The organism is Gluconacetobacter tumulisoli (assembly GCF_014174155.1).
Taxonomy (GTDB): Bacteria; Pseudomonadota; Alphaproteobacteria; order Acetobacterales; family Acetobacteraceae; genus Gluconacetobacter; species Gluconacetobacter tumulisoli.
This window is the reverse complement of sequence record NZ_JABEQM010000001.1, coordinates 188,265-215,014: the sequence shown is the minus strand read 5'-3', so window position 1 is coordinate 215,014 and position 26,750 is coordinate 188,265. Positions and strand designations below refer to the sequence as shown.

The 26,750-nt window shown below is 68.8% G+C and carries 26 protein-coding genes and 1 other RNA gene; 11 read left to right on the top strand and 16 right to left on the bottom strand.

Annotation, left to right across the window (positions count from 1 at the left end; translation table 11 throughout):
* Position 1: 1 nt before the first annotated feature.
* The 6 genes from HLH28_RS00975 (at position 2) to HLH28_RS00950 (ending at position 4,442) form a co-directional block, all read left to right on the top strand.
* Positions 2–1,981 carry a heme lyase CcmF/NrfE family subunit gene (locus HLH28_RS00975; RefSeq protein ID WP_182953281.1) on the top strand — a complete coding sequence of 660 codons (1,980 nt, stop codon included), beginning with the start codon at positions 2–4 and terminating at the stop codon, positions 1,979–1,981.
* On the top strand, positions 1,978–2,559 hold the full coding sequence (locus HLH28_RS00970; protein WP_182953278.1) for a redoxin domain-containing protein: 582 nt from the start codon (positions 1,978–1,980) through the stop codon (positions 2,557–2,559). Before HLH28_RS00975 ends, HLH28_RS00970 begins: the two co-directional genes overlap by 4 nt.
* Entirely contained in the window at positions 2,556–3,047 is a 492-nt protein-coding gene (locus HLH28_RS00965; protein WP_182953276.1) for a cytochrome c-type biogenesis protein, read from the top strand. Before HLH28_RS00970 ends, HLH28_RS00965 begins: the two co-directional genes overlap by 4 nt.
* Before the next feature lie 79 nt (positions 3,048–3,126).
* A complete protein-coding gene (gene ccmI / locus HLH28_RS00960; protein ID WP_182953274.1) occupies positions 3,127–3,846 on the top strand; it encodes a c-type cytochrome biogenesis protein CcmI in 720 nt (239 codons plus the stop codon).
* A gap of 7 nt (positions 3,847–3,853) precedes the next feature.
* Entirely contained in the window at positions 3,854–4,147 is a 294-nt protein-coding gene (locus HLH28_RS00955; RefSeq protein WP_182953271.1) for a hypothetical protein, read from the top strand.
* Between the two features lie 124 nt (positions 4,148–4,271).
* Entirely contained in the window at positions 4,272–4,442 is a 171-nt protein-coding gene (locus tag HLH28_RS00950; protein WP_182953268.1) for a DUF1674 domain-containing protein, read from the top strand.
* 67 nt (positions 4,443–4,509) lie between these two features.
* Here the strand turns inward: HLH28_RS00950 and HLH28_RS00945 are convergent, their stop codons facing one another.
* The 3 genes from HLH28_RS00945 to HLH28_RS00935 all read right to left on the bottom strand — a co-directional run bounded on the left by HLH28_RS00945 (position 4,510) and on the right by HLH28_RS00935 (position 6,803).
* Positions 4,510–5,031, bottom strand: a complete 522-nt coding sequence (locus HLH28_RS00945) for a hypothetical protein (RefSeq protein WP_182953265.1) — start codon at positions 5,029–5,031, stop codon at positions 4,510–4,512.
* 68 nt (positions 5,032–5,099) lie between these two features.
* Positions 5,100–5,336 carry a (2Fe-2S)-binding protein gene (locus tag HLH28_RS00940; RefSeq protein WP_182953263.1) on the bottom strand — a complete coding sequence of 79 codons (237 nt, stop codon included), beginning with the start codon at positions 5,334–5,336 and terminating at the stop codon, positions 5,100–5,102.
* Positions 5,337–5,633: 297 nt separating this feature from the next.
* Complete coding sequence (locus HLH28_RS00935; protein ID WP_182953261.1) at positions 5,634–6,803, bottom strand: serine hydrolase domain-containing protein; 1,170 nt, start codon at positions 6,801–6,803, stop codon at positions 5,634–5,636.
* 147 nt (positions 6,804–6,950) lie between these two features.
* Between HLH28_RS00935 and HLH28_RS00930 the strand changes: the two genes are divergently transcribed.
* Positions 6,951–9,662 carry a M16 family metallopeptidase gene (locus tag HLH28_RS00930; protein WP_182953258.1) on the top strand — a complete coding sequence of 904 codons (2,712 nt, stop codon included), beginning with the start codon at positions 6,951–6,953 and terminating at the stop codon, positions 9,660–9,662.
* A gap of 369 nt (positions 9,663–10,031) precedes the next feature.
* Entirely contained in the window at positions 10,032–10,877 is an 846-nt protein-coding gene (locus tag HLH28_RS00925) for a glycoside hydrolase family 16 protein (RefSeq protein ID WP_182953256.1), read from the top strand.
* A gap of 111 nt (positions 10,878–10,988) precedes the next feature.
* On the opposite strand, the gene rpsA is transcribed toward HLH28_RS00925, so the two are convergent.
* The 3 genes from rpsA to aroA form a co-directional block, all read right to left on the bottom strand.
* Positions 10,989–12,704 carry a 30S ribosomal protein S1 gene (gene rpsA, locus HLH28_RS00920; RefSeq protein ID WP_182953252.1) on the bottom strand — a complete coding sequence of 572 codons (1,716 nt, stop codon included), beginning with the start codon at positions 12,702–12,704 and terminating at the stop codon, positions 10,989–10,991.
* A gap of 248 nt (positions 12,705–12,952) precedes the next feature.
* Positions 12,953–13,609, bottom strand: a complete 657-nt coding sequence (gene cmk, locus HLH28_RS00915; protein WP_182953250.1) for a (d)CMP kinase — start codon at positions 13,607–13,609, stop codon at positions 12,953–12,955.
* Positions 13,606–14,955, bottom strand: coding sequence for a 3-phosphoshikimate 1-carboxyvinyltransferase (gene aroA, locus HLH28_RS00910; protein WP_182953248.1), 1,350 nt, complete (start codon positions 14,953–14,955; stop codon positions 13,606–13,608). Before aroA ends, cmk begins: the two co-directional genes overlap by 4 nt.
* A gap of 184 nt (positions 14,956–15,139) precedes the next feature.
* Here aroA and HLH28_RS00905 point away from each other — a divergent pair, with 184 nt between their 5' ends.
* Complete coding sequence (locus HLH28_RS00905; protein WP_182953245.1) at positions 15,140–15,466, top strand: TIGR02300 family protein; 327 nt, start codon at positions 15,140–15,142, stop codon at positions 15,464–15,466.
* Between the two features lie 73 nt (positions 15,467–15,539).
* On the opposite strand, the gene HLH28_RS00900 is transcribed toward HLH28_RS00905, so the two are convergent.
* The 7 genes from HLH28_RS00900 to ffs form a co-directional block, all read right to left on the bottom strand.
* A complete protein-coding gene (locus HLH28_RS00900; RefSeq protein WP_182953242.1) occupies positions 15,540–16,430 on the bottom strand; it encodes an EamA family transporter in 891 nt (296 codons plus the stop codon).
* Positions 16,427–16,828 carry a dihydroneopterin aldolase gene (folB, locus tag HLH28_RS00895; protein WP_182953240.1) on the bottom strand — a complete coding sequence of 134 codons (402 nt, stop codon included), beginning with the start codon at positions 16,826–16,828 and terminating at the stop codon, positions 16,427–16,429. Before folB ends, HLH28_RS00900 begins: the two co-directional genes overlap by 4 nt.
* An 11-nt stretch (positions 16,829–16,839) precedes the next feature.
* Positions 16,840–17,625 carry an SDR family oxidoreductase gene (locus HLH28_RS00890; protein WP_408869807.1) on the bottom strand — a complete coding sequence of 262 codons (786 nt, stop codon included), beginning with the start codon at positions 17,623–17,625 and terminating at the stop codon, positions 16,840–16,842.
* 13 nt (positions 17,626–17,638) lie between these two features.
* Positions 17,639–18,232, bottom strand: a complete 594-nt coding sequence (gene recR, locus HLH28_RS00885) for a recombination mediator RecR (RefSeq protein WP_182953234.1) — start codon at positions 18,230–18,232, stop codon at positions 17,639–17,641.
* Between the two features lie 33 nt (positions 18,233–18,265).
* A complete protein-coding gene (locus HLH28_RS00880; protein ID WP_182953232.1) occupies positions 18,266–18,589 on the bottom strand; it encodes a YbaB/EbfC family nucleoid-associated protein in 324 nt (107 codons plus the stop codon).
* Between the two features lie 13 nt (positions 18,590–18,602).
* The gene (locus HLH28_RS00875; RefSeq protein ID WP_182953230.1) at positions 18,603–20,660 is read right to left on the bottom strand and encodes a DNA polymerase III subunit gamma/tau; all 2,058 of its coding nucleotides are present in this window, start codon (positions 20,658–20,660) and stop codon (positions 18,603–18,605) included.
* 68 nt (positions 20,661–20,728) lie between these two features.
* Positions 20,729–20,825: signal recognition particle sRNA small type (gene ffs, locus HLH28_RS00870), an RNA gene on the bottom strand.
* Between the two features lie 66 nt (positions 20,826–20,891).
* On the opposite strand from ffs, the gene nudC reads away from it, so the two are divergent.
* The gene (nudC, locus tag HLH28_RS00865; protein ID WP_182953228.1) at positions 20,892–21,848 is read left to right on the top strand and encodes an NAD(+) diphosphatase; all 957 of its coding nucleotides are present in this window, start codon (positions 20,892–20,894) and stop codon (positions 21,846–21,848) included.
* A gap of 135 nt (positions 21,849–21,983) precedes the next feature.
* Here the strand turns inward: nudC and ggt are convergent, their stop codons facing one another.
* The 3 genes from ggt to HLH28_RS00850 form a co-directional block, all read right to left on the bottom strand.
* Complete coding sequence (gene ggt / locus HLH28_RS00860; protein WP_246395598.1) at positions 21,984–23,789, bottom strand: gamma-glutamyltransferase; 1,806 nt, start codon at positions 23,787–23,789, stop codon at positions 21,984–21,986.
* Between the two features lie 61 nt (positions 23,790–23,850).
* On the bottom strand, positions 23,851–24,660 hold the full coding sequence (gene map / locus HLH28_RS00855; protein WP_182953226.1) for a type I methionyl aminopeptidase: 810 nt from the start codon (positions 24,658–24,660) through the stop codon (positions 23,851–23,853).
* Between the two features lie 122 nt (positions 24,661–24,782).
* A complete protein-coding gene (locus HLH28_RS00850; protein WP_182953823.1) occupies positions 24,783–25,793 on the bottom strand; it encodes a D-alanyl-D-alanine carboxypeptidase family protein in 1,011 nt (336 codons plus the stop codon).
* A 429-nt stretch (positions 25,794–26,222) separates the two neighbouring features.
* Between HLH28_RS00850 and clpS the strand changes: the two genes are divergently transcribed.
* On the top strand, positions 26,223–26,609 hold the full coding sequence (gene clpS / locus HLH28_RS00845; RefSeq protein ID WP_182953223.1) for an ATP-dependent Clp protease adapter ClpS: 387 nt from the start codon (positions 26,223–26,225) through the stop codon (positions 26,607–26,609).
* Positions 26,610–26,750 lie beyond the last annotated feature (141 nt).

Below are 26,750 nucleotides of genomic sequence, written 5' to 3'. Positions count from 1 at the left end.
CATGAGCCCCGAACTCGGAAATTTCGCGCTGGCCCTGGCCTGCTGCCTGGCGGGCGCGCAGGCCGTCCTGCCGTTGATCGGGGCGCAGCGGCGCGATCCGCGCCTGATGGCGATGGCCCCCGCCCTGGCGGTGGGGCAGTTGCTGGCGTTGCTGGCGTCGTTCGCCTGCCTGGTCAATGCCGCGATCAGCGACGATTTCTCGGTCCAGAACGTGGCGGCCAACAGTGCGGTCGCCAAGCCGCTGCTGTACAAGATCACCGGGGTCTGGGGTAACCACGAGGGCTCGATCCTGCTGTGGGCGCTGATCCTGGGGATCTGCGGCGGGGCGGTGGCGCTGTTCGGCCGCAACCTGCCGTCCGCCCTGCGGGCACGGGTCATCGCGGTGCTGGGCGGGGTGTCGGCGGGCTTCCTGCTGTTCTGCCTTACGACCTCGAATCCGTTCGACCGGGTGTGGCCCGCACCGCTGGACGGCCAGGGCATGAACCCGCTGCTGCAGGACCCGGGCCTCGCATTCCATCCGCCCATTCTCTACACCGGCTACGTCGGCTTCGCCGTGCCGTTCGCCTTCGCCATCGCCGCGTTGATCGAGGGCCGCGTCGACGCGGCCTGGGGCCGGTGGGTCCGCCCCTGGGCGGTCGCGGCCTGGTGCTTCCTGACCTGCGGCATCGCGCTGGGGTCGTGGTGGTCGTACTATGTGCTGGGCTGGGGCGGGTACTGGTTCTGGGATCCGGTGGAAAACGCGTCGCTGATCCCGTGGCTGACGGGCACGGCGCTGGTCCATTCGGCCATCGTGGTCGAAAAGCGCGAGGCACTGAAGATCTGGACCGTCCTGCTGGCGATCGGCACGTTCTCCTTCTCGCTGTCGGGCACGTTCCTGGTGCGCTCGGGCATCCTCAATTCCGTGCATGCCTTCGCCAACGACCCGGCGCGCGGCGTGTTCATCCTGGGCCTGCTGGCACTGGTCATCGGCGGGTCGCTGCTTCTGTTCGCCATCCGCGCGCCGGCGCTGACCGCGGGCGGTATGTTCGCCCCGGTGTCGCGCGAAGGGCTGCTGGTGCTCAACAACATCCTGCTCTGCTCGATCTGCGCGGTGGTGCTGACGGGGACGATGTATCCGCCCTTCATGTCGCTGCTGTTCGGCAGGACGATTTCGGTCGGCAAGCCGTTCTTCGACGCCACCGCCGCCCCGCTGGCCATTCCGCTGCTGGCCTTCATGGGGTTCGGGCCGATGATGCCGTGGAAACGCGCGCAATTCTGGCCGGTGCTGCGCCGCCTGTGGTGGGCGGGCATCCTGACGGCGGCGACGTTCGTCCTGGCGGCCTGGCGCATCCGCGACATCCTGCCGCTGCTGGCCGCGACGTTCGCCGTGTGGGTCATCGCCAGCAGCGCCGCCGACATCGCCGAACGCATCCGCCTGTTCCGCCTGCCGCTGGGCCAGAGCCTGCAGCGTGCGCGCCTGCTGCCGCGCGCGGCGCTGGGCGCCGCTCTGGCGCATGCGGGCGTGGGCGTCAGCGTACTGGGGCTGGCCGCGATGTCGCAGGCGTCCCACAAGATCGTGGAGGTCCGCGTCGGGCAGACCGAGATGCTGGCGGGCGACGCCTGGACCCTGACCGACGTTCACGCCGCCCCCGGCCCGAACTACACATCCCTGGTCGCAACGATCGAGGTCCGGCACGACGGCCGCCTGGTCACGGTGCTGCACCCGTCCAAGCGGACCTTCGCCAGCCAGAACCAGACCACGACCGAGGTCGCGATCCACACCAACCTGCTCTCCGACCTGTATGGCGTGCTGGGTGACCGGCACGGCACGAACGCCGATCCGACCTATGTCCTGCGCCTGCATTACAACCCGTTGGCGCCATGGATGTGGCTGGGCGGCCTGATCATGGCGATGGGCGGGGCATTGTCGCTGTCCGACCGGCGCATGCGTGTCGGCGCGCCCCGCCGGGCCCGCCTGGCCGGACTGGTGGCCGCACGATGAACGATACGGTCTCCTCCTCCACCTCCCTCACCCGCCGCCGCGTGCTGATGGCGGCCCCCCTGGTCATCGCCGGCGCGGCGGGGGTGGGATTCTGGCGCATGCTGTCGGGCATGACGCAGGGCTCGTTCGACCCGCATGACATCCATGCCCCGGCGCTCGACCGTCCCGTCCCCGATTTCACCCTACCGGACCAGGCGCCCGGCCAGGGGTTCGGCGCCGCCGACCTGCGCGCGCTGACGCGGCCGGTACTGGTGAATTTCTTCGCGTCATGGTGCATCCCCTGCGTCGCCGAGATGCCGGTTTTGAACGCGCTGAAGGACCGGCTGCCGATCTGGGGCATCGCCTACAAGGACAAGCCTGGGAACGCGGCGGGCTTCGTCCGGCGCGCCGGCAACCCTTATGCCCGCATCGCCAGCGACCTGCCCGGCCTGACCGCGATCGACTGGGGCGTGTCGGGCGTGCCGGAATCCTTCCTGGTCGGGCCGGGGGGCATCATTCGCTGGCACACCGCCGCCCCCCTGGGCGACGAGACCATCCGCGACACGCTGCTGCCCCTGGCCGCGAGCCTGGCACGATGACGCCCCCTGCCGCGCGCCGATCCGTCCTCACCCGCCTCCTCTTCGTCCTCGCGGTGCTGGCCGGCCTGTCCCCGCTGGCGGCGGCGGCGGTGGACGATCCGGCGGAAATGCTGCCCGACCCCCGGCAGGAAGCCCGGGCCGAGGCCATCGGGGCGCAGCTGCGCTGCCTGGTCTGCCAGAACGAATCGATCGAGGACAGCGGCGCCGACCTGGCCCGCGACCTGCGCCACGTGGTGCGCGAACATGTGGCCAAGGGCGAGTCCGACCGGCAGATCATGGACTGGATGGTCGGGCGCTACGGCAATTTCATACGGCTGCGCCCGCCGTTGACGGCCGGCACGCTGCTGCTGTGGATCATGCCGGTCCTGGCATTGCTGGTGGGCGCGGGGGCGGCGTTCCTGTCCTTCCGGCGCAGCCGCCCCGCCACTCCGGTTCCGTTGACCGACGCCGAGCGCGCTCGCCTGTCCGACCTGACCCGACCGCGCTGACCGTCCACTTGAAAACGCATGCCAGGGCGCGATCGGGGCATCCGGTCGCGCCCCCCATCGAACTGATTCTGGGACCGAGATGATCTGGATTGGCTTCTTCCTGCTCAGTACGCTTGCGCTGCTGCCCTCGATCGCCGCCTTCCGGCGCACGGCGCGCCTGCGCGACGAGCGCGAGGCCGCGCTGATCCTGCACCGCGCCCGGCTGGCGGAACTGGACCGCGACATGCAGGACGGGCTGATCGCGCAGACCGAGCATGCGGGCGCCGCGCTTGAAATCCAGCGCCGCCTGCTGGCCACCGACGCGGCCGAGGCCCGTGGCGCCGGACGGCGCATTGCCGGTCCCATCGTGGCCGGCGCGCTGCTGCTGGTCCCGCTCTCGGCCCTGGGGCTGTATCTGGCCTGCGGCCATCCGTCGCTGCCGGCCCAGCCCCTGGCCCCCCGCCTGGCGGAAATTCGCAAGCAGGATCATCGGAGCGACGCATTGCTGGCACAGTTGCGCGCCGGCCTGGCCCACATGCCGGCCGACGATCCGAACCGGTTCCGCGGCTACCTGCTGCTGGGCCAGGCCGAGGCCGCGCGCGCTCATTACGCCGACGCGGCCGCCGCATGGCGCCAGGCCATCGACATCCATTTCGATCCGGAGATCGCGGCCCGCACGGCGGAAGCCCAGACGCTCGCCGATGGTCGGGTCACCCCCGAGACCGCAGCGTTGTACCGCCGCGCCCTGGACGCGGCGCCGGCGGACGCGCCCTGGCGCATGGCGGCCGAACAGCGCATCGCCCAATCCGAGCACCAGTAGGCCGCCCATGATGGAACCCATCCCCAACAGCGTCGAACAATGCCCGTTCTGCCGGCAGACCATTCGCCGCACGGCCGAAATCTGTCCCGGATGCGGGGCGGAACGGCAATATGGCCCGACGCGCCGGGAAAGCCTGACGACCACGGGGATCGGCCTGGTCGCGGGCCCGGCCGCGATCATGGTGGTCGGCGCCGGCCTGACGCTGGCCGTGGTGGCGGCGGCGATCGGCGCCCTGATGGGCTTCTTCGTCGCCCATGCGCGTCATTCCAGCGATCGATGGATGCCGCCGCCCAAGCCGTGACGGACGTAACTGCTGCTGGCAGGACAGGTCGGTATGGCCCGGATCCACCAGGGCCCGATCACACTCCTGTTCCCCGGTCCGGTCCTCGCTTGCCCGCCGGGGCCAGCCGGTCAACACTGCGCGCATGAGCAGCACAGACACCCATACCGACAAGCCGGCGGACGAAACCACGGCCGAGACGACGGGCAAGCCCCCCGAGCCCCCCAAGGAGGCCCAGGAATACGGCGGTCCCAAGGAAGAGCGGCCGACGCGCTATGGCGACTGGACCGTCAAGGGACGCTGCATCGATTTCTGACCGGCCAGCAGGCCGCCAGGATATGAGAGCCTGCTTGTGAAATATGGGCGCTCGTGCGCGAGCGGCCCTAGAGGCCGGTTTCGCCTTGCAGACGGCCAAAGCCCGCGCGGGCGGTCTGCCGATGGCCCGGCGGCCGCACCTCGCATGAAATCAGGTAGATCCCGGCGACGAAGATGATGTTGGCCAGGGAATTGAACCACAGCGCGATTTCGAAATGCGGCGGGGCCGTCGCGCCCTGGTACAGCGCATAGAACGCGAACGGGATCGAAAGCGGCCGCATCCCGGCCAGCATGATGCGCAGCGGATTGAGGTGCCCCGGCCGGACCATCGGCCTGACCCGGTTGATGCCCGTATAGAACGCCAGCCCCAGGCACCAGACCAGCACGTTGAACATGGCGTCGCTGAGGGACATGTGGCCGATCACGATCATGGCCACGATCGACGCCGCCGACAGCATGATCGCCCCGAACTGGAAACTCATACCCAGCGCCAGCGCCGACAGCCGTTCCGGCAGGCGGTCGGCGAAGGGTTGAAAGACCCGGTCCAGCAGCCAGGCATCGAACCGGTTGACGCGATCACCAAGAGACATGCGCATCTTGTATCAAGCCCGTACCGCGACCGCATCCCTTTTCACGGCGCGACGATATTACGGCAGGCCTAGCCCGCGGCCGCGCCATCCAGGGCCATGCCCTCGCCCAGGCCCATCGCGCCCGCCAGTCCGCCCTCACGGGCCTGAAGCGCCCGGCGCAGCAGGCACAGCACGCCCGGCACGCAATTCCCACATTGCGCCCGGCATCCCTTCGACGCGTAAATATCCCGGGGACGGGTGGCGCCGCCATCCACCGCCGTTTCCACATCCCGGTCAGTCAGCAAGTTGCAAGAACAGACAAACATGGTGCGTCCCATTTCCGTGCCGCTCTCTTGAAGCACAGCTGATAACGGTTCGCAATCTCATTCTCAACAACTCAGCGTCCCGCACCTCCTGCATGCGGCAGGCAGGCCGCCGGCCCATTGTGCCGGCAATCCAATGGGAAAAAGGAGCCCGGCGCACCCGATCCCACCGGGGCGTCACAAAACTGGGCAAGCACGAATGCGGCGAGGCGATCGAGAAATCCTGAAATGCGACCCGACGCTGAAGGAAAAGGCGACCGCCGACCGGCGCGAGGGAGTCTCCTATTGCGAATCAGTGCGCTAGACGCCGTAGACCGCGTTCCGAACCGCGTCGCAATAGGGGCCGGCCATTCCGGCCAGGGCCGTATTGCTCATCATCACGATCGTCGTGCCCCGGGCGGGATCGACGATCCACTGGTGGCCGTAGACGCCGCCCCAGGTAAATCCCCCACGCGAAACCGGCGTCCGCACCCGTTCCGGATCGTCCACCACGGCCGCGCCGAGGCCGAAGCGCATGCCCACGTTCATCGGGCCCATCGACACGTCGCCGATCGCGTTCCGCCCGAAGGCGGCCGCACTGTCCGGCGACAGGATCGGGCCACCGCCCGTCCGCAGGGCCTCCAGAAAGCGCAGGAACTCGTCGGCGGTGCCGACCATGCCGGCTCCGCCCGACGGGTAGGAGTCCGGATCCAGCACCCGGTCGGGCGCGAACACGATTTCGCTGGTACGGCCGTCGGACAGCAGACGCGGCATGACGTAGCGTTCCCCCATGGCGATCGGGGCCGGACGGCCGTCGGCATAGGCCCCGGTCAGCACGCCGGGCCCGGATACGGTGAAGCCGGTTTCCGTCCAGCCCAGCGGATCGCCGATATACCGCTGCACCAGTTCAGGCAGAGGCGCATCGCCTGCGCGTTCCAGCACGCCGCCCATGACGTCCAGCGCCAGGGAATATTGCCATCCCTGCCCGGGCGCGAACACCAGGGGCACCGCCGACAGGCGGGCCAGATTCTCGGCCAGCGTCATGCCCGGCTCGGCAATCCCGTCCGATATCCCGGCCTGGGCATACGGGTTGTCGTCGCGCGGGAAGGCAAAGCCGTAGGACAGGCCCGCCATATGGGTCAGCAGATGATGCAGACTGATGACCGGCACGATACCGTCGGGGCCGGCCGGCCGGAAATCGGGCAGGAAGCGCGTCACCGGGTCACCCAGTTCCAGCCGCCCCCGTTCCGCCAGCGCCAGCGCCAGCGCCGTGACCACCGGCTTGGTCAGCGAGGCCAGGCGCATCAGGGCGTCGGCGCGCATCGGGACATCGGCTTCGCGGTCCGCAAGACCGGCGGCGTAGCGCACGACGACCGCGCCGTCCACCGCCACCAGGACGACCGCCCCGACCAGCCTGCCCCGCGCCACCGCGCCCTGCACGACCTGTTCGACCCGTTCCACCATTCCCTCGATCGGCATGGTCCCGGACATCGGCGTCCCCCTTTATTGCTGTTCGGAAGCAGTCAACCGCCATCGCCCGCCATGAACAAGAGGACATGTTCCCGAAATCTGTGCGCGGTTTCCAGGATGCCCGGCCTTCTCTAGGCTGTCGCAGTCATCAGGAGTTCCCACGCGATCATGACCGCCCGCCTGACCACCACCGCCCTCAGCCTCTCCCTCGCCCTGCTGGCCGTCGTTCCGGCCCGCGCGGATACAATGCCGCACACCGGCGCCGCCACGCCGCCGCCGGCGCAGGAGACGCCGCACGCGGAGGCGCCGGTGCGCGCGACGCTGTCCAACGGTCTGCGGGTGGTGGTGGTGCGCGACCGGCTGGCCCCCGTGGTCACGACCGAGATCAACTACCTGGTGGGGTCCAGCGCCGCCCCGAAAGGCTTTCCCGGCACTGCCCACGCACTGGAACACATGATGTTCCGTGGCAGCCAGGGCCTGGACAAGGACCAGCTGGCAGCCATCGGCGCGCGGCTGGGCGGCAGCTACAACGCCGACACGACCGAGAACGTCACCCAGTATTTCTACACCGCTCCCGCCGACGACCTGGGCGTGATCCTGCATATCGAGGCGCTGCGGATGCAGGGACTGACCCTGGATGCGGCCGATTGGGACAAGGAACGCGGCGCGATCGAGCAGGAGGTCGCGCGCGACCTGTCCAGCCCCAGCTACCAGTACCTGTCGCGCCTGCAATCCATCCTGTTCGCCGGCACGCCGTACGAGCAGGACGCGCTGGGCACCCGTCCGTCCTTCGACAGGACGGATGCCGCCCTGCTGCGCGGATTCTACGAAAAATGGTACGCGCCGAACAACGCGATCCTGATCATCACCGGCGACGTCGATCCCGATCGCGCCATCGATCAGGTCCGCACCGCCTTCGGCGGGATTCCGCGCCGCGCGCTGCCCGAGCGCACGCCGGTCCGGCCCGGTCCGGTTGCGGCACAGACCCTGCATTTCCCCACCGACTATCCCGTCGGGCTGATCACCGTCGCGTGGCGCATGCCCGGCCTGACATCGCGCGATTACGCGGCCGCCCAGATCCTGTCCGACGTGCTGTCCAGCCAGCGCGGGGCGCTGTACGACCTGGTGCCGTCGGGCAAGGCCCTGTTCGCGGGCTTCGAATTCGCCCCCAAGGCCGACGCCGGAATCGGCATCGCCGTCGCCGCCTTCCCCAAGGAACAGGATCCCACCCCGCTGCTGCACGAGGTCAACGCGATCCTGGCCACCATCCGCGACAAGGGCGTGCCGGCGGATCTGGTCGAGGCCGCGCGGCGCAAGGAACTGGCGCAACTGGGCTTTTCCGCCAACAGCATCAGCGGCCTCGCCGAAAACTGGTCCCAGGCCCTGGCGGTCATGGGGCTGAATTCGCCCGACGATCTGGCCGCCGCGCTGAACGGGGTGACTCTGGCCGACGTCAACCGTCTGGCCCGCCAGATCCTGGACCCCGGCGAGGCGGTCACCGCGCTGCTGACGCCCGAGGAGTCGGGCAAGCCGGTGGCCGGCAAGGGCTTCGGCGGATCGGAATCATTCGCCGCGACCCCCGACCATCCGGTGCCCCTGCCCGATTGGGCGCGGGCGGCGCTGACCAGCCTGTCCCTGCCCCCGTCCACGACGCCGCCTTCGGTCTTCACCTACCCCAATGGACTGCACCTGATCGTCCAGCCGGCCCATGTCGGCCACACCGTGAATGTCTACGGCATGGTGCGGCAGAACGCCGACATGCAGGAACCGGCCGGGCAGGAAGGCATCGCCGCGATCACCGAGGATCTGTTCACCTACGGCACCCGCACCCTGGACCGACTGGCGTTCCAGAAGGCGCTGGACGACATCGCCGCCACCGAAAGCGCCGGCCCCAGCTTCGGCCTCGCCGTGCTGACCCCGGATTTCGAGCGCGGCATGCAGTTGCTGGCGGATAACGAACTGCATCCCGCCTTCCCCGATCGCGCCTTCCAGGTCGTGCGCATGCAGACCGCCCAGGCATTCGCCGGCACGTTGCGAACCCCCGGCTACCTGTTCGGGCGGGCGGTCAAGGCGGCGGTGTCGCCGCCGCACGATCCTACCCTCCGCCAGCCCGACCCGCAGAAGATCATGCGCCTGACCCTGGCCGACGTGCGGGCGTTCTATGCGGGGGCCTATCGCCCCGACCTGACCACCATCGTGGTCGCGGGCGACATCACCCCCGAACGCGCGCAGGCGGTCGTGGACCGGGATTTCGGCGCCTGGACGGCCGCCGGCGGCGCGACACCGGCCGTCGACCTGCCGGCACGCCCCGACAGCCGCGCGTCGCGCACCCAGGTGCCCGACCGCACCAGCGTGCAGGACACCGCCATGCTGGCCGAAAGCCTGGGCCTGACGGCGGCGCATCCGGACCATTTCGCCCTGACGGTGGGCAACGAGGTCCTGGGCGACGGCTTCTCGTCACGCCTGTACCGCGATCTGCGGGTCCGGACGGGCTATGTCTATTCAGTCAGCAGCCATTTCTCATGGTCGCGGAACCGGGGCGGATACAGCATTTCGTTCGGCGCCGCCCCGGACAAGGTCGGCAAGGCGCGGGATGCCGCCGTCCACGATGTCGCGGCAATGCAGAACAGCCCGGTCTCGGACGACGAACTGACCCTGGCCAAGGCGTCGCTGCTGCGCGGCCTGCCGCTGCAGCGCGCCAGCCTGGATTCGATCGCCGCCGAAGACCTGCATCTGGTCGATCTGGGGCTGCCGCTGGATACCCCGGACCGCGCCGCGCGGGCCTATTACGGCATGACGGCGGCGGCGGTGCAGGCAGCCTTCCGCACGTGGATCCGCCCCCGGGACCTGGCGGAAATCGTCAAGGGACCGGCCCACTGAGTGAAGGCAAGGGCTTTGCCTTTGACCCATCAAAGGGCGAAGCCCTTTGGAAACTCAGGACTTCATAAACGACCGGATCCGGCAAGGGCCTCAGTCCTCCTTGCCGGATCCGGGCACAGCCCGGTCCTCCTGTCCCTGTAGCCTGCAGCGCCGCACGCGGAACCCGGCGGCGCGCCCGGAGTTAGGTTTTCCGGACATGCGACGCGACCGGATCGCGACCCGCACGCATGCCTCGAACCGACTCAGAGAGGGGACGCCGTGCGCGAATGTCATCCCGGGGCGTCCTGCGATCGTACGAACACGGCCCCAAGGACACATGGCCGGGTTCTCGGCCTCGCCGTGATCTGCTCCAGGATTGCGCTTCCCGTCATGGGTCTTGCCGCCCTGGCGCCTTCCGTCCCCCCGGCCCATGCCACCCCGACGATGGCGGAACGGCGGCTATGCGGTGCGACACCGGTCTTCGACGATGAATTCGATGAACTGAACCTGTCGGCATGGATATTGGGCGCCGCGCGCTGGATCACGCATACGCCCTGGGCCGGCGATTTCGGGGACGCGCGCTTCACCGACCCCGGCCCGGGCTCGGCCTTTTCGGTCCATGACGGAATCCTGTCCATCACCGCGCGCAAGGATGCTGAGGGGCACTGGTCATCGGGCCTGCTGGCGTCGGCGGACCGGGACGGCCACGGCTTCTCGACCATGTACGGGTATTTCGAGACCCGTGCCAAATTCCCCCCCGGGCCGGGCACATGGGTCGGGATCTGGCTGAATGAAAACGTGCCGCAGAACTGGATGCGCCCGACTGTCGAGGTCGATACCATCGAATATTATGGCCAGTTCACCGACGCATTTCATTCGACGGTGCATGTCTGGCCCGGACACTCCTCCGAACCCCAGGGCGGGGCCGCGCAGTTGAACAGCGTGCCGGCCCATTCGCTGGTCGATGATTTCCACACCTACGGCACGCTGGTCACCCCACGCTGGATCAGCTTCTATCTCGACCACAAGGAATTCTGGCGGACGCCGACGCCCCCGCAACATCGGCTGCCCTTCATGTTCCTGGTCAATCTGGCGCTCGGTTCGGGGTGGCCGATCGACAAGACCCCCAATCCGACGGCCATGCAGATCGATTACGCGCGGGCCTACCGCCCCGCCGACGCGGATGCATTCGCACGCTGCCTGGTGGCCAGCGCCTCGCCGGGCGGCCCCCGCTGATCGGAACAGGTCGCCGGCTTCGTCACGACCGGCCCCGTCACGACTCGAACAGCGGACAAAAAAAGGGCGGTGCCGAACCCGGCACCGCCCCTTCCTGTCCGCGAAGGACGATCAGCCTTCTGCGTTGCGACGACGGATCGCCGCACCCAGAATGTCGCCCAGCGAGGCGCCGCTGTCGGACGAGCCGTACTCGTTGATCGCCTGCTTGTCTTCCTCGACCTCACGGCCGCGGATCGTCAGCGCCAGCTTGCGGGCCGCGCGATCGACCGAGACGATCTTCGCATCGACGCGCTCGCCAACCGCGAAACGCTCCGGACGCTGGTCGGCCTTGTCGCGCGCCAGCTCGGCCCGGCGGATGAAGCCCGTCAGGACGTCATCGACCTTGACCTCGATGCCGTTCGACTGGACGGCGGTCACGATGCAGGTCACGACCGCACCCTTCTGCACCTTGCCCAGGGCGTCGGCGGCCGGATCTTCATGCAGCTGCTTGATGCCCAGCGAGATACGCTCTTTCTCGACGTCGACATCCAGCACCTTGGCCTGGACGACCTGACCCTTCTCGTAATGGGTCATGGCGACCTCGCCCACCTCGTCCCAGGACAGGTCGGACATGTGGACCATGCCGTCGATGTCCGCGGACAGGCCGACGAACAGCCCGAACTCGGTGATGTTGCGGATCTCGCCCTCGACCGTGGAGCCGATCTTGTGCTCCTCGGCGAACAGCTCCCACGGGTTGCGCTGCACCTGCTTCAGGCCCAGCGAGATGCGGCGCTTCGCGCTGTCCACATCCAGGACCATGACGTCGACTTCCTGCGAGGTCGCGACGATCTTGCCCGGATGGACGTTCTTCTTCGTCCAGGACATCTCGGAGACGTGCACCAGGCCCTCGACCCCCGGCTCCAGCTCGACGAACGCGCCGTAGTCGGTGATGTTGGTGACGCGGCCGGAATAGCGGGCACCCGGCGGATACTTGATCGCCACGTTCTCCCACGGATCGGCCTCGAGCTGCTTCATGCCCAGCGAGATGCGCTGCGTATCCGGGTTGAAGCGGATGACCTGCACGCGGACCGGCTGGCCGATCTGCAGGGCCTCGGACGGGTGGTTGATGCGCTTCCAGGCGATGTCGGTGACATGCAGCAGGCCGTCGACGCCGCCCAGGTCGACGAACGCACCGTAATCGGTGATGTTCTTGACCACGCCGTCGAGGATCATGCCTTCCTTCAGGCCCTGGATCAGCTCGCTGCGCTGCTCGGCGCGCGTCTCTTCGAGGACGGCGCGACGCGACACGACGATGTTGCCGCGGGCGCGGTCCATCTTCAGGATCTGGAACGGCTGCGGCACGCCCATCAGCGGGGTGACGTCGCGGACCGGACGGATATCGACCTGGCTGCCCGGCAGGAACGCCATGGCGCCGCCCAGATCGACGGTGAATCCACCCTTCACGCGGCCGTAGATCGTCCCATTGACGCGCTGGTTGCCTTCGAACGCCTTTTCCAGGTTCGTCCAGGCTTCCTCGCGCCGCGCCTTCTCGCGCGACAGCACGATCGAACCGTCACGGTCCTCATAGCGCTCGACGAACAGCTCGATCACGTCGCCCGGCTTGACGTCCGGGGTCACGCCCGGCAGGCCGAATTCCTTGAGCGCCACGCGCCCTTCGCTCTTGAGGCCGACATCGACGATGGCGAATTCGTCGGTCAGGCGGACGACTCGGCCGGTGACGACCGAACCGTCGAACGCGGTGTCGCGGCCCAGGGTCTCGTCCAGAAGGGTCGCGAAATCCTCGCCGCCGAAATGATCGGTGGTGGATTGTAAGGTGGCTGAAGCCATATGTACCGTAAATCCCGTATCGGGTCCCGCCTGGCGGAACACCGCAAGTCTTGCGCGCCGCCGACTGTGGACGGAACGACTTGCCCGGCTCTATCCGCGACCCGTGTCGCGGCATGCCTGACGGCCGATGCAGACCACGCGCCAACCCCATTGCCGGGTTCCGGCGCGTGGACTCGCACAGACACCCTCAACCCCCGGCCTGTCAACAGAAACCGGCCGTCGCGCGGCCCTTTCCGCCGGAAAACCGATCAACCCGTCTTGAGGTCTTCCGTCCGCCGGCGGACGATCCGCAGGGCCTCGTCCAGGACCTCGTCGGCGGTCATGTCGTCGGTATCGATCCACACCGCGTCATCGGCCGCCCGCAGCGGGGCGACGGCACGGCTGGCATCGGCATCGTCGCGGGCCTGGAGCTGCGCCGCGACCTCGGCGATGCGGGCCGCGCGGTCCGGCACATCGGGGTCGGGCGCCATCTGTTCCCAGCGCCGGCGCGCCCGCGCCTCGGCCGATGCCGTGATGAACAGCTTGACCGTCGCGTCGGGGAAGATGACGGTGCCGATATCCCGCCCGTCCAGCACCCCGCCGCGGGCGACGGCGAAATTACGCTGGGTATCCACCAGAATCGCCCGCACCGCCTTCTGGGCCGCGACCAGGCTGGCGGCCCGATCGATTTCGGGCACGCGCAGGTCGTCGCGCTCCAGGTCCGCCAGCATGATCCGCCGCGCCTGCTCGTCGGCCGGATGGGTCGCCGGGTCCAGTCCGGCATCGACCATGCGCCGCCCGACCGCGCGATACAGCAATCCGGTGTCCAGGTAAGGCAGGTCCAGCGCCGCCGCCAGGCGCCGCGCCAGAGTCCCTTTTCCGGCGGCCGCCGGGCCGTCTATGGCGATGACCAGCGCCTTCTTCATGGCGCAAGACCCGCACCGATCCCGTTCATCAGGTCGATAAAGCCAGGAAAGCTGGTATCGATGAAGGCCGTGTCGTCCACGTCCACCGGCGCGGACGCGACCAGGCCCAGGACGGTGGCGCTCATGGCCAGGCGGTGGTCCATGCGGGTCTCGACCACACCGCCGCCGGGAATCGCGCCGCCGGTGCCGGTGACGATCATGTCGTCGCCCACGACCTGGACCGCCACGCCGTTGCGCTCCAGCAGCGCCACGGTGGCGGACAGGCGGTCGCTTTCCTTGACGCGCAGTTCCTCCAGCCCCCGGAAGCGGGATGGACCGGTGGCATGGGCGGCGGCAACTGCCAGGACCGGATACTCGTCGATCATCGAAGGCGCGCGGTCGGCCGGAACGTCCACCCCATGCAGCGGGCCGGCAATCGCGGTCAGGTCGCCCACCGGTTCGCCGCCCTCGATGCGCTCGTTCGACAGGCGCAGGTCGGCCCCCATCTCGCGCAGGGTGGTGAACAGGCCGGTGCGCAGCGGGTTCAGCCCGACGCCGCGCACCGTGACCGCCGATCCCGGCACCAGCAGGGCCGCGACCAGGACGAACGCGGCCGAGGACGGATCGCCCGGCACCACCACGTCCCGCGCCACCAGGTCCGGCCGGCCGGCCAGCGTGATGGTGCGGCCACCGGCGCCCAGCGGCTCCACCGTCACATGGGCGCCGAAATGACGCAGCATGTTTTCGGTATGGTCGCGGGTCGCCACCGGCTCTTCCACCCGGGTCGTGCCCACGGCGTTCAGCCCGGCCAGCAGCACGGCCGATTTCACCTGGGCCGAGGCGACCGGCAGGCGGTAGGACAGCGGCGCAGGGTCGGCGACGCCCCGGATCGCCAGCGGCAGCCGTCCGCCCGCCCGCGACAGGAAGGCCGCGCCGGTGGCCGCCAGCGGGTCCGTCACGCGCTTCATCGGGCGGCCGCGCAGGCTGGCGTCGCCGGTCATCACCGAAAAGATGCCGTGGCTGGCCAGGATGCCGGACAGCAGGCGCGCCGCCGTGCCGGAATTGCCCATGTCCAGAACATCCGCCGGTTCCTGCAGCTGGCCGATGCCACGACCCGTCACGTGCCACGCGCCCGGACCGGTGCGCAGCACGACGGCGCCCAGCGCCCGCATCGCATCGGCGGTGCGCAGCACGTCCTCGCCTTCCAGCAGGCCGGAAATATGCGTCTCGCCGCGCGCCAGCGCCGCGAACATCAGCGCACGATGGCTGATCGACTTGTCGCCCGGAACCGTGACGGATCCGGAAAGGGGGGCGGCCGGCGCGTGGACGCTCAGCGGGCGCGGGGAAGGAGCATGCACGGTATCCATAGGGGCATCCACTTCCGGATTGTTGGCGGTGAAGTCAATTGCCGGCGCGACAAAAAAAACGCAAAGCGACAGGCCGGGAACGATCATGGTTTGACAGCCGGTCCGCAAGCTGGCATGGGGCTGCGCCTTGTGCCGCTCTCCGTCGCATTTTTTGTCCAACAATATCAGGATCGACAGGTTCAAGATGGCCCAGCCTAATCTCGGCACCAAGCGCGTCTGTGTTTCCTGCAGCGCCCGTTTCTACGATCTGAACAAAAACCCGGTCGTCTGCCCCAAATGCGGCACCGAGCAGCCTGCGGACGTGCCGCGCATCCGCCGCGCCCCCGACGCGGCCGCAGTGGCCCCGGTCAAGCCGAAGGACGATGATGCCGATACGGCCGTCGATCTCGACGCCGACGACGCCGATGGCGAAGACGACGTGATGGAGGATACCTCCGACCTCGATGACGATGACGACGAGATCAGCGCCGACATCGACGTCAGCACGGACAACGACGAGAACGACAACTGACCGCCTGCCCCGCCGGCCTCATCGGGGCGGCGGGACGTGACGCGGTCGGCCGCGCGCCGGGCGCGGCCGCATCCTATCCCAGGTTCAGTACCGCCAGCCCGACCAGGACCCCGACCATTCCTAGCCATTGGTGCGTCGCCACCGGTTCGCGGATGATCAGGCGCGCCTGCAGGACGGTTACCATGCTGGTCAGCGACGACAGCACGGTCGGCAGGGCGATGCTGCCCAGACCGGCGGCGACCGACAGCGACAGGTAGGCCAGTCCCGACAGCAGGCCGGTCAGCGCGGTGACGGCGCCGTAATGCTGTCCCGGAAAGGTGATGTCGCCCCGCATCAGCAGCGCGACCGCCAGCAGGACGACCATCCCGACGGTATAGAACGCCCACACGGTCCCCAGTGCCCCCAGGTACGGGGTCACGAAGCGCCCCTGCACGCAGAACCCGGCGCCATAGAAACAGGCCGACAGCGCGGCCAGCCAGACCCCCTCGCCACCTCCCCTGGCGACTGTCGCGCCCGGGTCGTCGCCCCCCGCCCCCGCTGGCGGAATCGAGGACACGACGCCGCCGGCGATGGCCAGGATCACCCCCGGCAGCACCGACGCCCGAAGGGGTTCGCCCAATGCGGCCGCGCACAGCGCCGCCACGATTCCGTAGCAGGCCATGACCGGCGTCACGACCGAAAAGCGGCCCACCTGCAACGCCCGGAAATACAGGCCCGACGCCCCCAGGATCAGGAAGGTGGAGCCGATCGCCCATCCCCAGACCGCCCAGCCCGCGCCATAGACGGGCCGCCACGCCCCCAGGCCCGCCACGCACATCGCGGCGGCCATGCCCACCGACACGGTGACCTGGCTCCAGAACATCATGCGCAGGACGCCGATCGCCCGGCTGGCGAAGCCGGCGAGAAAATCCCCGGTGCCGTAGAACAGTGCGGCGGAAAGACCCAGCAGGATCGCCGCCGTCACGGCACCGGCCGCCGCCGTTCGATCTCCACCCCCACCGCGTCCAGATCGTCGAAGATATCGAGCTTCTCGACACGCACGCGCACGACCGCCACCCGATCGTCGGCCAGGACGCCGATGGCGATCCGTTCGGCCAGCGTCTCGACCAGGCGGACATGGCCCTCGGCAATGATCCGGCGCACCATCAGCACGATGCGTTCGTACGAGACGGTACGGCTCAGATCATCGCGTCCGACCGCCAGGCCAGGTTCGTCGGCGACTCCGAACGAGATGTTGACCCGGATCCGCTGGGTCACGCCCTGTTCGTGCGGATAGATGCCGATATTGGCGTCGAGCACCATGTCCTTGAGGAAGACGCGGCGCAGCGGCGGCTGCTCCGGCCAGGCGGGAAAGATGGCCATTGCGGTATGTCTTATTCCTCGGGGGCCAGGCCGGGACGCAGGGCCGGCGACCATTGCATGTGTTGCCCGCCATCCAGGGCGAGCATCTGTCCCGTCACCGACGGCAGGCACAGCAGCGCCAGCGCCGCCCGCGCGACCTCGTCCGGCGAGGTGCCAACGCCCAGCGGCACCGACGCGCATTGCCGGGCGAACTGCTCGGCCGACTGGCGCGGGCTGGGCAGCGCCGGGCCCGGCCCGATCGCGTTCACGCGGATCCGCCGCGGCGCCAGCGCCAGCGCCATGCTGCGCGTCAGGGTCCACAATGCCGATTTCGACACGGTATAGCTGACGAAATGCGGCGTCAGCGACCAGACGCGCTCGTCCAGCATGTTCAGCACCATGCCCTCCGCGCCCTCGGGCAGGTGGCGGGCGAAATCCTGCATCAGGACGAAGGGCGCGCGCAGGTTGGGCTCCAGATGCGCGTCCCAGCCGGCCCGGGTCGCATCGTCCCATTCATCGCGCTCGAACGTGCTGGCATTGTTCACCAGCACCCCGACCGGCCCCAGCGACTCGGCCGCCCGCGCCAGCAGGGGCGTCACCTCGGCCTCGCGCGACAGGTCCGCGCGCAGCATGACGGCGCCCACCCCGCGCGCCGCGATGTCGGCCACCGTCCGTCGCGCCTCGTCCTCGGCCGAACGATAATGGATGACGACGGAAAATCCGGCATCCGCCAGCGCCAGCGCCATCGCGCGGCCCAGCCGGATCGCCCCGCCGGTCACGAACGCCACCCGGGGAATGGAAGGGGGAATGGGCCACATGCTCATGTGTCTTTCAGGCCGGCCGGCGCGCCAGCAGCGCCGCCGCCAGCGTGCCGTCATCCAGGACGTCCAGCGCGCCACCCATCGGCACGCCCTGCCCGACGCGGCTGACGGGCACGTCGAACCGCGCCAGGCGGTCCTGCAGCCAGTGGCTGGTCGTCGCTCCCTCGACCGTGGCGCCCAGGGCCAGGATGATTTCCCGCACGCCGCCCTGCTCCAGCCGGGCGAACAGCGGGCCGACATTCAAATCCTCCGGCCCCAGCCCCGCCAGCGCCGACAGCGTGCCGCCCAGCACCTGATAGACGCCGCGATGCACGCCCGCACGCTCCAGCGCCCAGAGGTCGCCCACCGTCTCGACGACGCAGACCAGCCCGCGATCGCGCGCCGGATCGGCGCAGATGCCGCAGGGGTCGCGCGTGTCCAGATTGCCGCAGGTCGCACACGTCTTCACCGCGCGCGCCGCCTGCTCCATCGCCTGCGCCAGCGGCAGCATGCGGGTCTGGGGCTGCCGCAGCAGGGCCAGCGCCGCGCGACGGGCCGAACGCGGACCCAGACCCGGCAGCCGCGCCAGCAGCGCGATCAGCCGTTCGATATCCGTGCCGCCCATCGCGCCGCCCCTATGCCCCGCCGCGCCGTGGGATCAGAACGGAAATTTCAGGCCCGCCGGCAGGTTCATGCCGCCGGTGACCTTCTTCATTTCCTCGGCCGCACGCTCGTCCAGTTGCTTGCGCGCGTCGGCGCAGGCGGCGACCAGCAGGTCCTGCAGCATTTCCATTTCCGAGGGATCGGCCAGCTTGGGGTCGATCTTCACCGCCTTGAGGTCGCCCTTGCCGTTCAGGGTGACGTTGACCATGCCGGCGCCCGCGCTGCCTTCGATCGTCATCCCTTCCAGCGTGGTCTGCATTTCCTCCATGCGGGCCTGCATCTGGGTCGCCTGCTTCATCAGGCCGGCTAGATTCTTCATCGGTGTCGTCTCCTCACCTGTCGTCGTTCATGTCGAGATCATCTTCATCCACCAGGTCGGCGTCGAGGGGCGCGAATTCCAGATCCGGCGCCAGCATGGCAGATGCCGCCTCTTCGGGGGGCAGGCCGTAATCGTCAAGGGAATGATCGGTCACGGCCCCCAGGCGGGCATCGGGAAAGCGCGCGAAAATAGCCCGCACCAGCGGATGGGCCTCGGCCGCCGCACGGTGGAACTGGATGATCTCCGCCCCCTGCTCCGCCAGGGTCGGCTCGCCCTGCTCGGTCGAGGACCGGACCTCCCAGATCGTCTCCGTCTCGCGCCGCAGCAGGGTCTCCAGCCGGCGGGTCAGGCCCGGCAACCCGGCCCGGTCCACCCGAAGGTCGATCCGCGGCGGCGCGAAGGCGACCAGATGCGTGGAATGGCGCAGATGGCCATGCAGCATCGCATCCTTGCCCGAGACGAACGCCACGACCTCGCGCCACGTCGCCAGCGCCGGGGGGGACGGCTCGGACCGGCTCTCCGGCTCGGGCTCGTGCTCCGATTCGTGCTCCGGCACGACCAGGGCCTGGGGGTCGGCCGGCGACAGGTCGGCCACGCGCACGCCGCCGTTGGCGACCATCCGCAATCCGCCATGGGCCGTGACGGGCATCCCGCCGGCGTGGTGTCCGCCGCCCCCGGCCACGCCCGTCCCCGCCGCAGTGACCGGGGATCCCCCCGCCGCAGCGGGCGCTCCGTACGCCGCCGGGACGGTCGCATCGGGGGCTGGGCCGTCCTTGCCGGCCAGGCGGCGCACCAGTTCGCCCGGCGGCGGCAGGTCGGCCACGTAGCACAGGCGGATCAGGATCATTTCGGCGGCTTCGCGCCGGTCCGGCGCCATTTCGATTTCCGACAGGCCCTTCAGCAGCATCTGCCACGTCCGCCCCAGCACCGGTACGGACAGGCGGTCCGCCAGCGCGCCGCCACGCTCGCGCTCGGCCTCCGGCAGTTCGCGACTGTGCCGCAGCGCCGGCAGCGCCTTCAGGCGCGACACCGTATGGACCAGTTCCAGCACGTCGCCCAGCATGACGCCCAGGTCTGCACCCCGGGCATGGGCCTCGTCGGTAATCGCCAGGGCCCGGTCGGGCTGGCCGACCAGCACGGCCTCCAGCAGGTCGAACACCCGTCCCCGGTCGGCCAGACCCAGCATGTCGCTGACCAGATCGGCCTCGATCCGGACGGGGGCGCCGTCCGCGTCCCGGGTATGCGCGCCCTGCGCGATGGCCTGGTCCAGCAGCGACAGGCCGTCACGCACCGAACCGTCCGCCGCGCGCGCGATCAGCGCCAGCGCGTCGGGCGCGCACAGCGCACCTTCGGCCTGGGCGATGCGGCCGAAATGGGCGGCCAGGTCGGTCTGCGGCACGCGGCGCAGGTCGAATCTCTGGCACCGCGACAGGACGGTCACCGGCACCTTGCGCAATTCGGTGGTGGCGAAGACGAAGGTCACCTGCGCCGGCGGTTCCTCCAGCGTCTTGAGCAACGCATTGAAGGCGTTGCGCGACAGCATATGGACCTCATCGATGATGAAGACCTTCATCCGTCCCTGCATGGGTCGGAAGCGCGTCGCCTCGATGATTTCGCGCACATCGTCGACACCGGTGCGCGACGCCGCGTCCATTTCCAGCACGTCGGGGTGGCGGTCGGCCAGGATCGCGACGCAATTCGCGCAGACCCCGCATGGATCGGCGGTCGGGCCGCCCGTGCCGTCCGGCCCGACGCAGTTCAGGGCCCGGGCAATGATCCGCGCCGTCGTCGTCTTGCCTACCCCGCGCACGCCCGTCAGCATGAACGCATGCGCAACGCGCCCCAGGGCGAAGGCATTGCGCAGGATCCGTACCGTCGAATCCTGACCGATCAGGTCATCCAGCGTGGTCGGCCGGTATTTGCGTGCCAGCACCCGATAGGGGACGGATGCCGGCGCAATCGACGCGGAAGGGGCAGCAGGCGCGTCACCGAACAGGCCGGGGCCGTCATCGGGCGACGGCACGGGCAGATCGTCCGCGTCGGCGCGATCCTGGTCCGACGAAACAATCATCGATGCTTCCGGGTAGATGTCGGCGCCAGGCCCGGGGCGGCGGCGCGATCGGGGATATGTTTCCCGGGGTGGGAGACCGGACTGATGACCCGGGCGAAACTCACTGCGGCTGCTTCCTTCCGGACCTGACCGGGTTGGCAAGGCGCCCGTCCACAGCCGGTCTCCCGGCGCCTTCTTAACACGCAACCGGGTGTCGGGCACAAGAGGGTGGACAGGGAAAAGAGGCACGCCATGAGCACCACCCCATATGCGCCCCCCCTCAAAGGTGGGAACTTCTATTCCGGCAGTCCCCTCGACCGTGCCGCGCACGACCGCGCGGACGCGGCGCGAATCGCGTTCTATCTCCTCAAGGCCACCACGCTGTTCCTGCCCTGCTGGCGCGGGCTGCATCTGATCGTCCGGGAAGCCGACGACCGGGCGCGGATCGAACTGCCCACCCGGCGCGATACGCTGATGACACCCGAAATCCTGGAAGCGGCGGACTGGACGTTCCTGGGCTACCTGGACGAACGCCCGCTCTTCGCCCTGGATCTCAGCCTGATGGACCAGCCCGAACTGCTGTTTCCCCGGGCCCGGGGCCGATTCATGGAACTGCGCCCGCTGGCCAGCCTGCTGCCGCCGGACCAGGCGGCCATCCTGGCCCAGGCGCGGGGCCTCGTGCACTGGCGCAATGCCACGCGCTTCTGCGGCGTCTGCGGCGCGCCCAACCGGCCGGACCAGGCCGGGCATCGCCTGGTCTGCACGGCCGATTCCAGCCACCTGCATTTCCCCCGTACCGATCCGGTGGTCATCATGCTGGTGCGGCGGCAGGACCGGGTCCTTCTGGCGCGCGGCGTCCGCTTCGGCCCCGACAGCCGCACGCTGTCGGCGCTGGCCGGCTTCGTCGAACCCGGCGAAACGCCCGAGGAAGCCGTCGCGCGCGAGGTGCTGGAGGAAACGGGCATCCAGGTCGGACACATCCGCTATCACTCATCCCAGCCCTGGCCCTATCCCGGCACGTTGATGCTGGCCTTCACCGCCGTCGCCATCGGCGCCGACGATACACTCCGGCTGGATCCCGAGGAAATCGTCGAGGCCCGATGGCTGACCCGGGACGACATCCGCAACCACGTCGCCCTGGGCTTCACCCTGCCGGCATCCACGACCATCGCGCGAAGGATGATAGAAGACTGGTTGAGCAGCCCCTGAAAAGGGGACCAACCCTTCCGGCCGGAATCGATCATGGACCGGCCGACCGGTTTCCAGAGGGCAATGCCCTTTGGCGGGTTTCAGGGCAGGGCCCTGAACGCACCGCCGAACAGCCCTACCTGACGCGGCACCGGATTATTCGCCGACCGCGGCACCGCCGGCATGGCGGCGGTCGAAGCCGCCATAATAACGCGCCGTCCCCCGTTCGCCGAGGCGCGGCCCCCCGACCAGGATGCCCTCGGCCAGTCCCCAGGGGGCGTGGGGCGCGATCTCATAGCCTTCCTGCGTCAGGGTCCGGGCGACCTCGGCTGTCAAGGCGCCCTGCTCCACCTCGACATGCGAAGGCTGCCATTGTTCGTGGATGCGCGGCAGGTCGACCGCCTGCTGGATGTCCAGCCCGTAATCGACCACGCCCAGGATCGCCGACAGGACGATCGTGGGAATCCGCGACCCGCCCGGGCTGCCGATCACCATGACCACCTTGCCATTGCGCGACAGGATCGTGGGCGACATGGACGACAGCGGCGTCTTGCCGGGGGCGATCTCGTTCGCGCGGCTGCCGACGATGCCGAACATGTTGGGCACGCCGGGACGGGACGAGAAATCGTCCATCTCGTCGTTCATGAAGATGCCGGTGCCGCCGCCCAGGACCTTGGCGCCGAACCAGCCGTTCAGCGTATAGGTCACCGACACCGCCAGTCCTTTGTTGTCCATGACCGAAAACTGGGTCGTCTCGTGCTTTTCCGGCTGCGCCATGCCCGGACGCAGCGAGTCGGACGCCACCGCGCGGTCGGTCGGAATCGCGTCGCGCACCTGCACGGCGTAAGCCGGATCGATCAGATGCCGGACCGGATTATGGACGAAGGCCGGATCGCCCAGGTCCTGGCGGTCGGCATACGCATGGCGCATGGCCTCGACCTCCCGCTGGACCGCGGGGGCGGTATGCAGCCCGAGCCCACGCATGTCGTAGCCCGACAGGATGTTCAGGATCTCGCACAGCGCGACGCCGCCGCCGCTGGGCGGCGGGGCGGTATCGATGCGATAGCCGCGATAGGAACAGGTCAGCGGCGCCATGACGCGCGGGGCATATTTGCGGAAATCCTCCACCTGCAGAATGGCGCCCCCTGCCCGGCCGGCCCGCACGATCTCGTCGGCGATCGGCCCGCGATAGAACGCATCGGCGCCGTCCCGCGCGATCAGCGACAAGGTCCGGGCCAGATTGGCCTGCACCAGCCGGTCGCCGGCCATCAGCGGCGTGCCGTCCGGCCGCAGGAAGATCTTCCGGGCCTCGGCGTCACGCGCGAAATCGGCGGTCGAGGTATTCAGCAACTGGATGTCGCCGTCGGCCAGGACGAAACCGTCCCGCGCCAGGGCGATGGCCGGCGCCATGACCTGCTGGCGCGACAGCCGCCCCCAGCGATGCAGCACCAGGTCCATCCCCGCGACGGTACCGGGCACGCCCACGGCCTTCCAGCCGGTGATCGACAGGCCCGGAATCACATTGCCCTTCGCATCCTGGAACATGGTGGCAGTCGCGGCCAGCGGCGCATGTTCGCGGAAATCGACGAATTGCGTCCGGCCATCTGGCGTGCGCAGGGTCATGAACCCGCCCCCGCCGATATTTCCCGCCGCCGGATAGACGACGGCCAGTGCGTACGCCACCGCCACCGCCGCATCCACCGCGTTGCCGCCCTGCGCCAGGATCCGTGCCCCGGCCTCCGACGCCAGATGCTGCGCCGATACGACCATGCCATGCTGCCCGGCGGCGGGCGCCAGCGGGCCCAGCGCGACCGGCCCGCCACCGAAGGTCAGGGCATCGCCCTGCGGCGCAGGCGCCGACGGGGGCACCGATGCCGCCATGGCGGGCAAAATCATGCCGGCCAGCATCGAACCCGCCAGCATGCACGCGGCCAGGCGCCGTCGCAGGATGGAATACCGCATCATGGTCCCTTCGATCTGTGGATGTGTGCGCAGGCGCGTGTACGCAGGACAGGCGCGGCCGTCACCGGGCCGTATCGTAGGGCGGCCGGTCGAGACCGGCCGGCGAGAACGTGAAGATCTCGCACCCGTCCTCGGTGACGCCCAGCATGTGCTCGAACTGGGCCGACAGCGAACGGTCGCGCGTGACGGCGGTCCAGCCGTCATCCAGCACCTTCACGTCCGGGCGCCCGCCATTCAGCATGGGTTCGATGGTGAAGAACATGCCCGGCCGCAGCACCAGGCCCTGCCCGGGCCGCCCGTAATGCAGCACGTTCGGCGCGGCGTGGAATGTCCGGCCGATGCCGTGGCCGCAGAAATCCCGCACGACCGAGAAACGATGGGATTCGGCATAAGTCTGGATCGCATGCCCGACATCCCCCAGCGTCTTGCCGGGACGGACCTGCTTGATCCCCAGCATCAGGGCGTCGTACGTCACGTCGATCAGCTTCTCGGCCTTCCGGGGCACCGCGCCGACCGTGTACATGCGGCTGGTATCACCGAACCAGCCATCCAGGATCACGGTGACGTCGATGTTCAGGATATCGCCGTCCTGCAACTGCCGCTCGCCCGGAATGCCGTGGCAGACGACATGGTTGAGGGAAATGCAACTGGATTTCGGATAGCCGCGATAGCCCAGCGTGGCCGGCGTCGCACCGTGGTCAAGCATGAAATCGTGGATCAGGCGGTCCAGGGCCTCGGTCGTGACCCCGGCCGTGACGTGGGGCACGATCATGTCCAGCGTCCGGGCCGCAAGCTGGCCCGCCGCGCGCATGCCGACGAAATCCTCTGGCGTATGAAGAATAACCCGCCTTGCGTCCGTATCGCCGTCCATGTCGATGCCCTCTCGCTATCCCATCCAGCCGCCGGAACGGCATCATCATGGGGATAAATGCGCGGGTCGTTCGATCAAGGCAAGGGCGATGCCCCGCTGAGTGCGGTTTTCAGGCCGGCCGGTCAGCCGTGGTTGGCGCCACGATGGCGGTGAACGGCATGCCCTGCGGAGACCATGTGCACATGGGCCGGAAGGTGGGCATGCCCATGCCGCAACGACGTGTGGCGACGCGAGGCCACCGGCAGTTCGGCCAGCTGTTCGGGCCCGGCACCGGCCGAACGCGACGCCGCGGCCAGCATGATCGCCGCCCGGCCGTGGCGGGTCCGCCCGCGTGCCAGGACCATGACGCGCGGCACGTCAGCGACGCCTTCCTGATGGAAACCGTCATCCAGCAGGCTGGCCATCACCGCGCTGCGCTGCGGGTTCGTCCGCGCACCCAGCACCACGCCGATCAGTCGGACATTCTCGCGAATGGCCGACGTCACCAGATTGCGCCCGGCATCGGCGGTGTAGCCGGTCTTCAGCCCGTCCGCACCGGGATAGACCCGCAGCATCGGGTCATGGTTGGGCACCTGCCGGCCATGGAAATAGAAGGCCGGCACTGCAAAATAATGATAATATTCAGGGAATTCGGCAATGATCTGCCGGGTCAGGATCGCCAGGTCGCGGGCCGACGTCACCTGTTCCGCGTTCGGCAGGCCGGATGCGTTGCGGAAGGTCGTGTTGGTCATGCCCAGGGCATGCGCCTGACGGGTCATCATGTCGGCGAAGCGGACCTCGTCCCCGCCCCCCAGCAATTCACCCAGCGCACAGGCCGCGTCATTGGCCGATTTCGTGACCAGCCCCAGCACCGCCTGCTCGACGGTCAGGTAACTGCCAGGCACCAGCCCCAGCTTGGACGGTTCCATCGAGGCGGCATGGGCCGAGACAGGCACCGTTTGATCCAGCGAGACCTGGCCGGCCCGCAGGCCCTTGAAAGCCAGGTAGAGCGTCATCAGCTTGGTCAGACTGGCCGGATAACGCTGAAGGTCAGGGTTGCTCTGGGACAGGACGGCCCCCGTACGGGCATCCATGACGATCGAGCTCAGCTGTCCGACATACTGGGCGCGGGCCTGGGGCGCGAACCCCGCCATCGCGGCGACCCAGCCCGCCGAGAGGCCGAGCGACAGGCGGACGGCCCGCCGCCGGTGCGGCAGGAACGCGATCTGGCGCAAACGGGCGAACCAGCCCTGCTTCTCGAGCACCCTAGAGCAGTCGGCCACCACCCGTTCCCCCGTCACCGGATCCGCATCATCCGCCGACTTTATGGGCAATATTCGGAACCCGTCCAGAGGAAACAACGATAACAGAAAGAAAATGCTGCATTTTCGTCCGGCAGGCCGATGACCCATGCATGCGACGGCGGTCTTCGATGCGGAGACACCCGCCATTTTGATCCGCTCCGGCCCGCAAAACATGCTTAATTTGGCCCCCTGCCCTTTCAACCCGACACGCCTTTCCAATATGGTATCAACATGGCTGTTGCATTTCCCCTCGCCGGGTCTCCTGGAACCGACGCCCGCATGTCCGAACACCCTCATCATGCCCATGGCGGCAACAACCCGGCACGGCGCGGCGGCAACGACCAGGACGGACAGTCCGACAATCCGGATTCGCCCACCATCGGCGTCGTGGTGCGGACCCGCCCGCAGACGCGCAAGCCCGCGATGTACAAGGTCCTGATGCTGAACGACGACTACACGCCGATGGAGTTCGTCGTTCATGTCCTGGAACGTTTTTTCCAGAAATCGCGGGAGGAGGCGACCGACATCATGCTGCATGTCCACAAGCGCGGCGTGGGCGTCTGCGGCGTCTTCACCTACGAGGTCGCGGAAACCAAGGTCACGCAGGTAATGGACCTCGCCCGGCAGAACCAGCATCCGCTGCAATGCACGATCGAGAAGGACTGAACCCGGGGAATCCCGCCCCGGGCGACGACGCGCGTCCCCAGCGCATGGACGGGCGAATTATTTTTCTTTCCACTGGCTTTCCGATCGAAACACACCAAATATGGTCCTGATTTTCCGGTAGCCTTACCCGGGCCCCCCGCC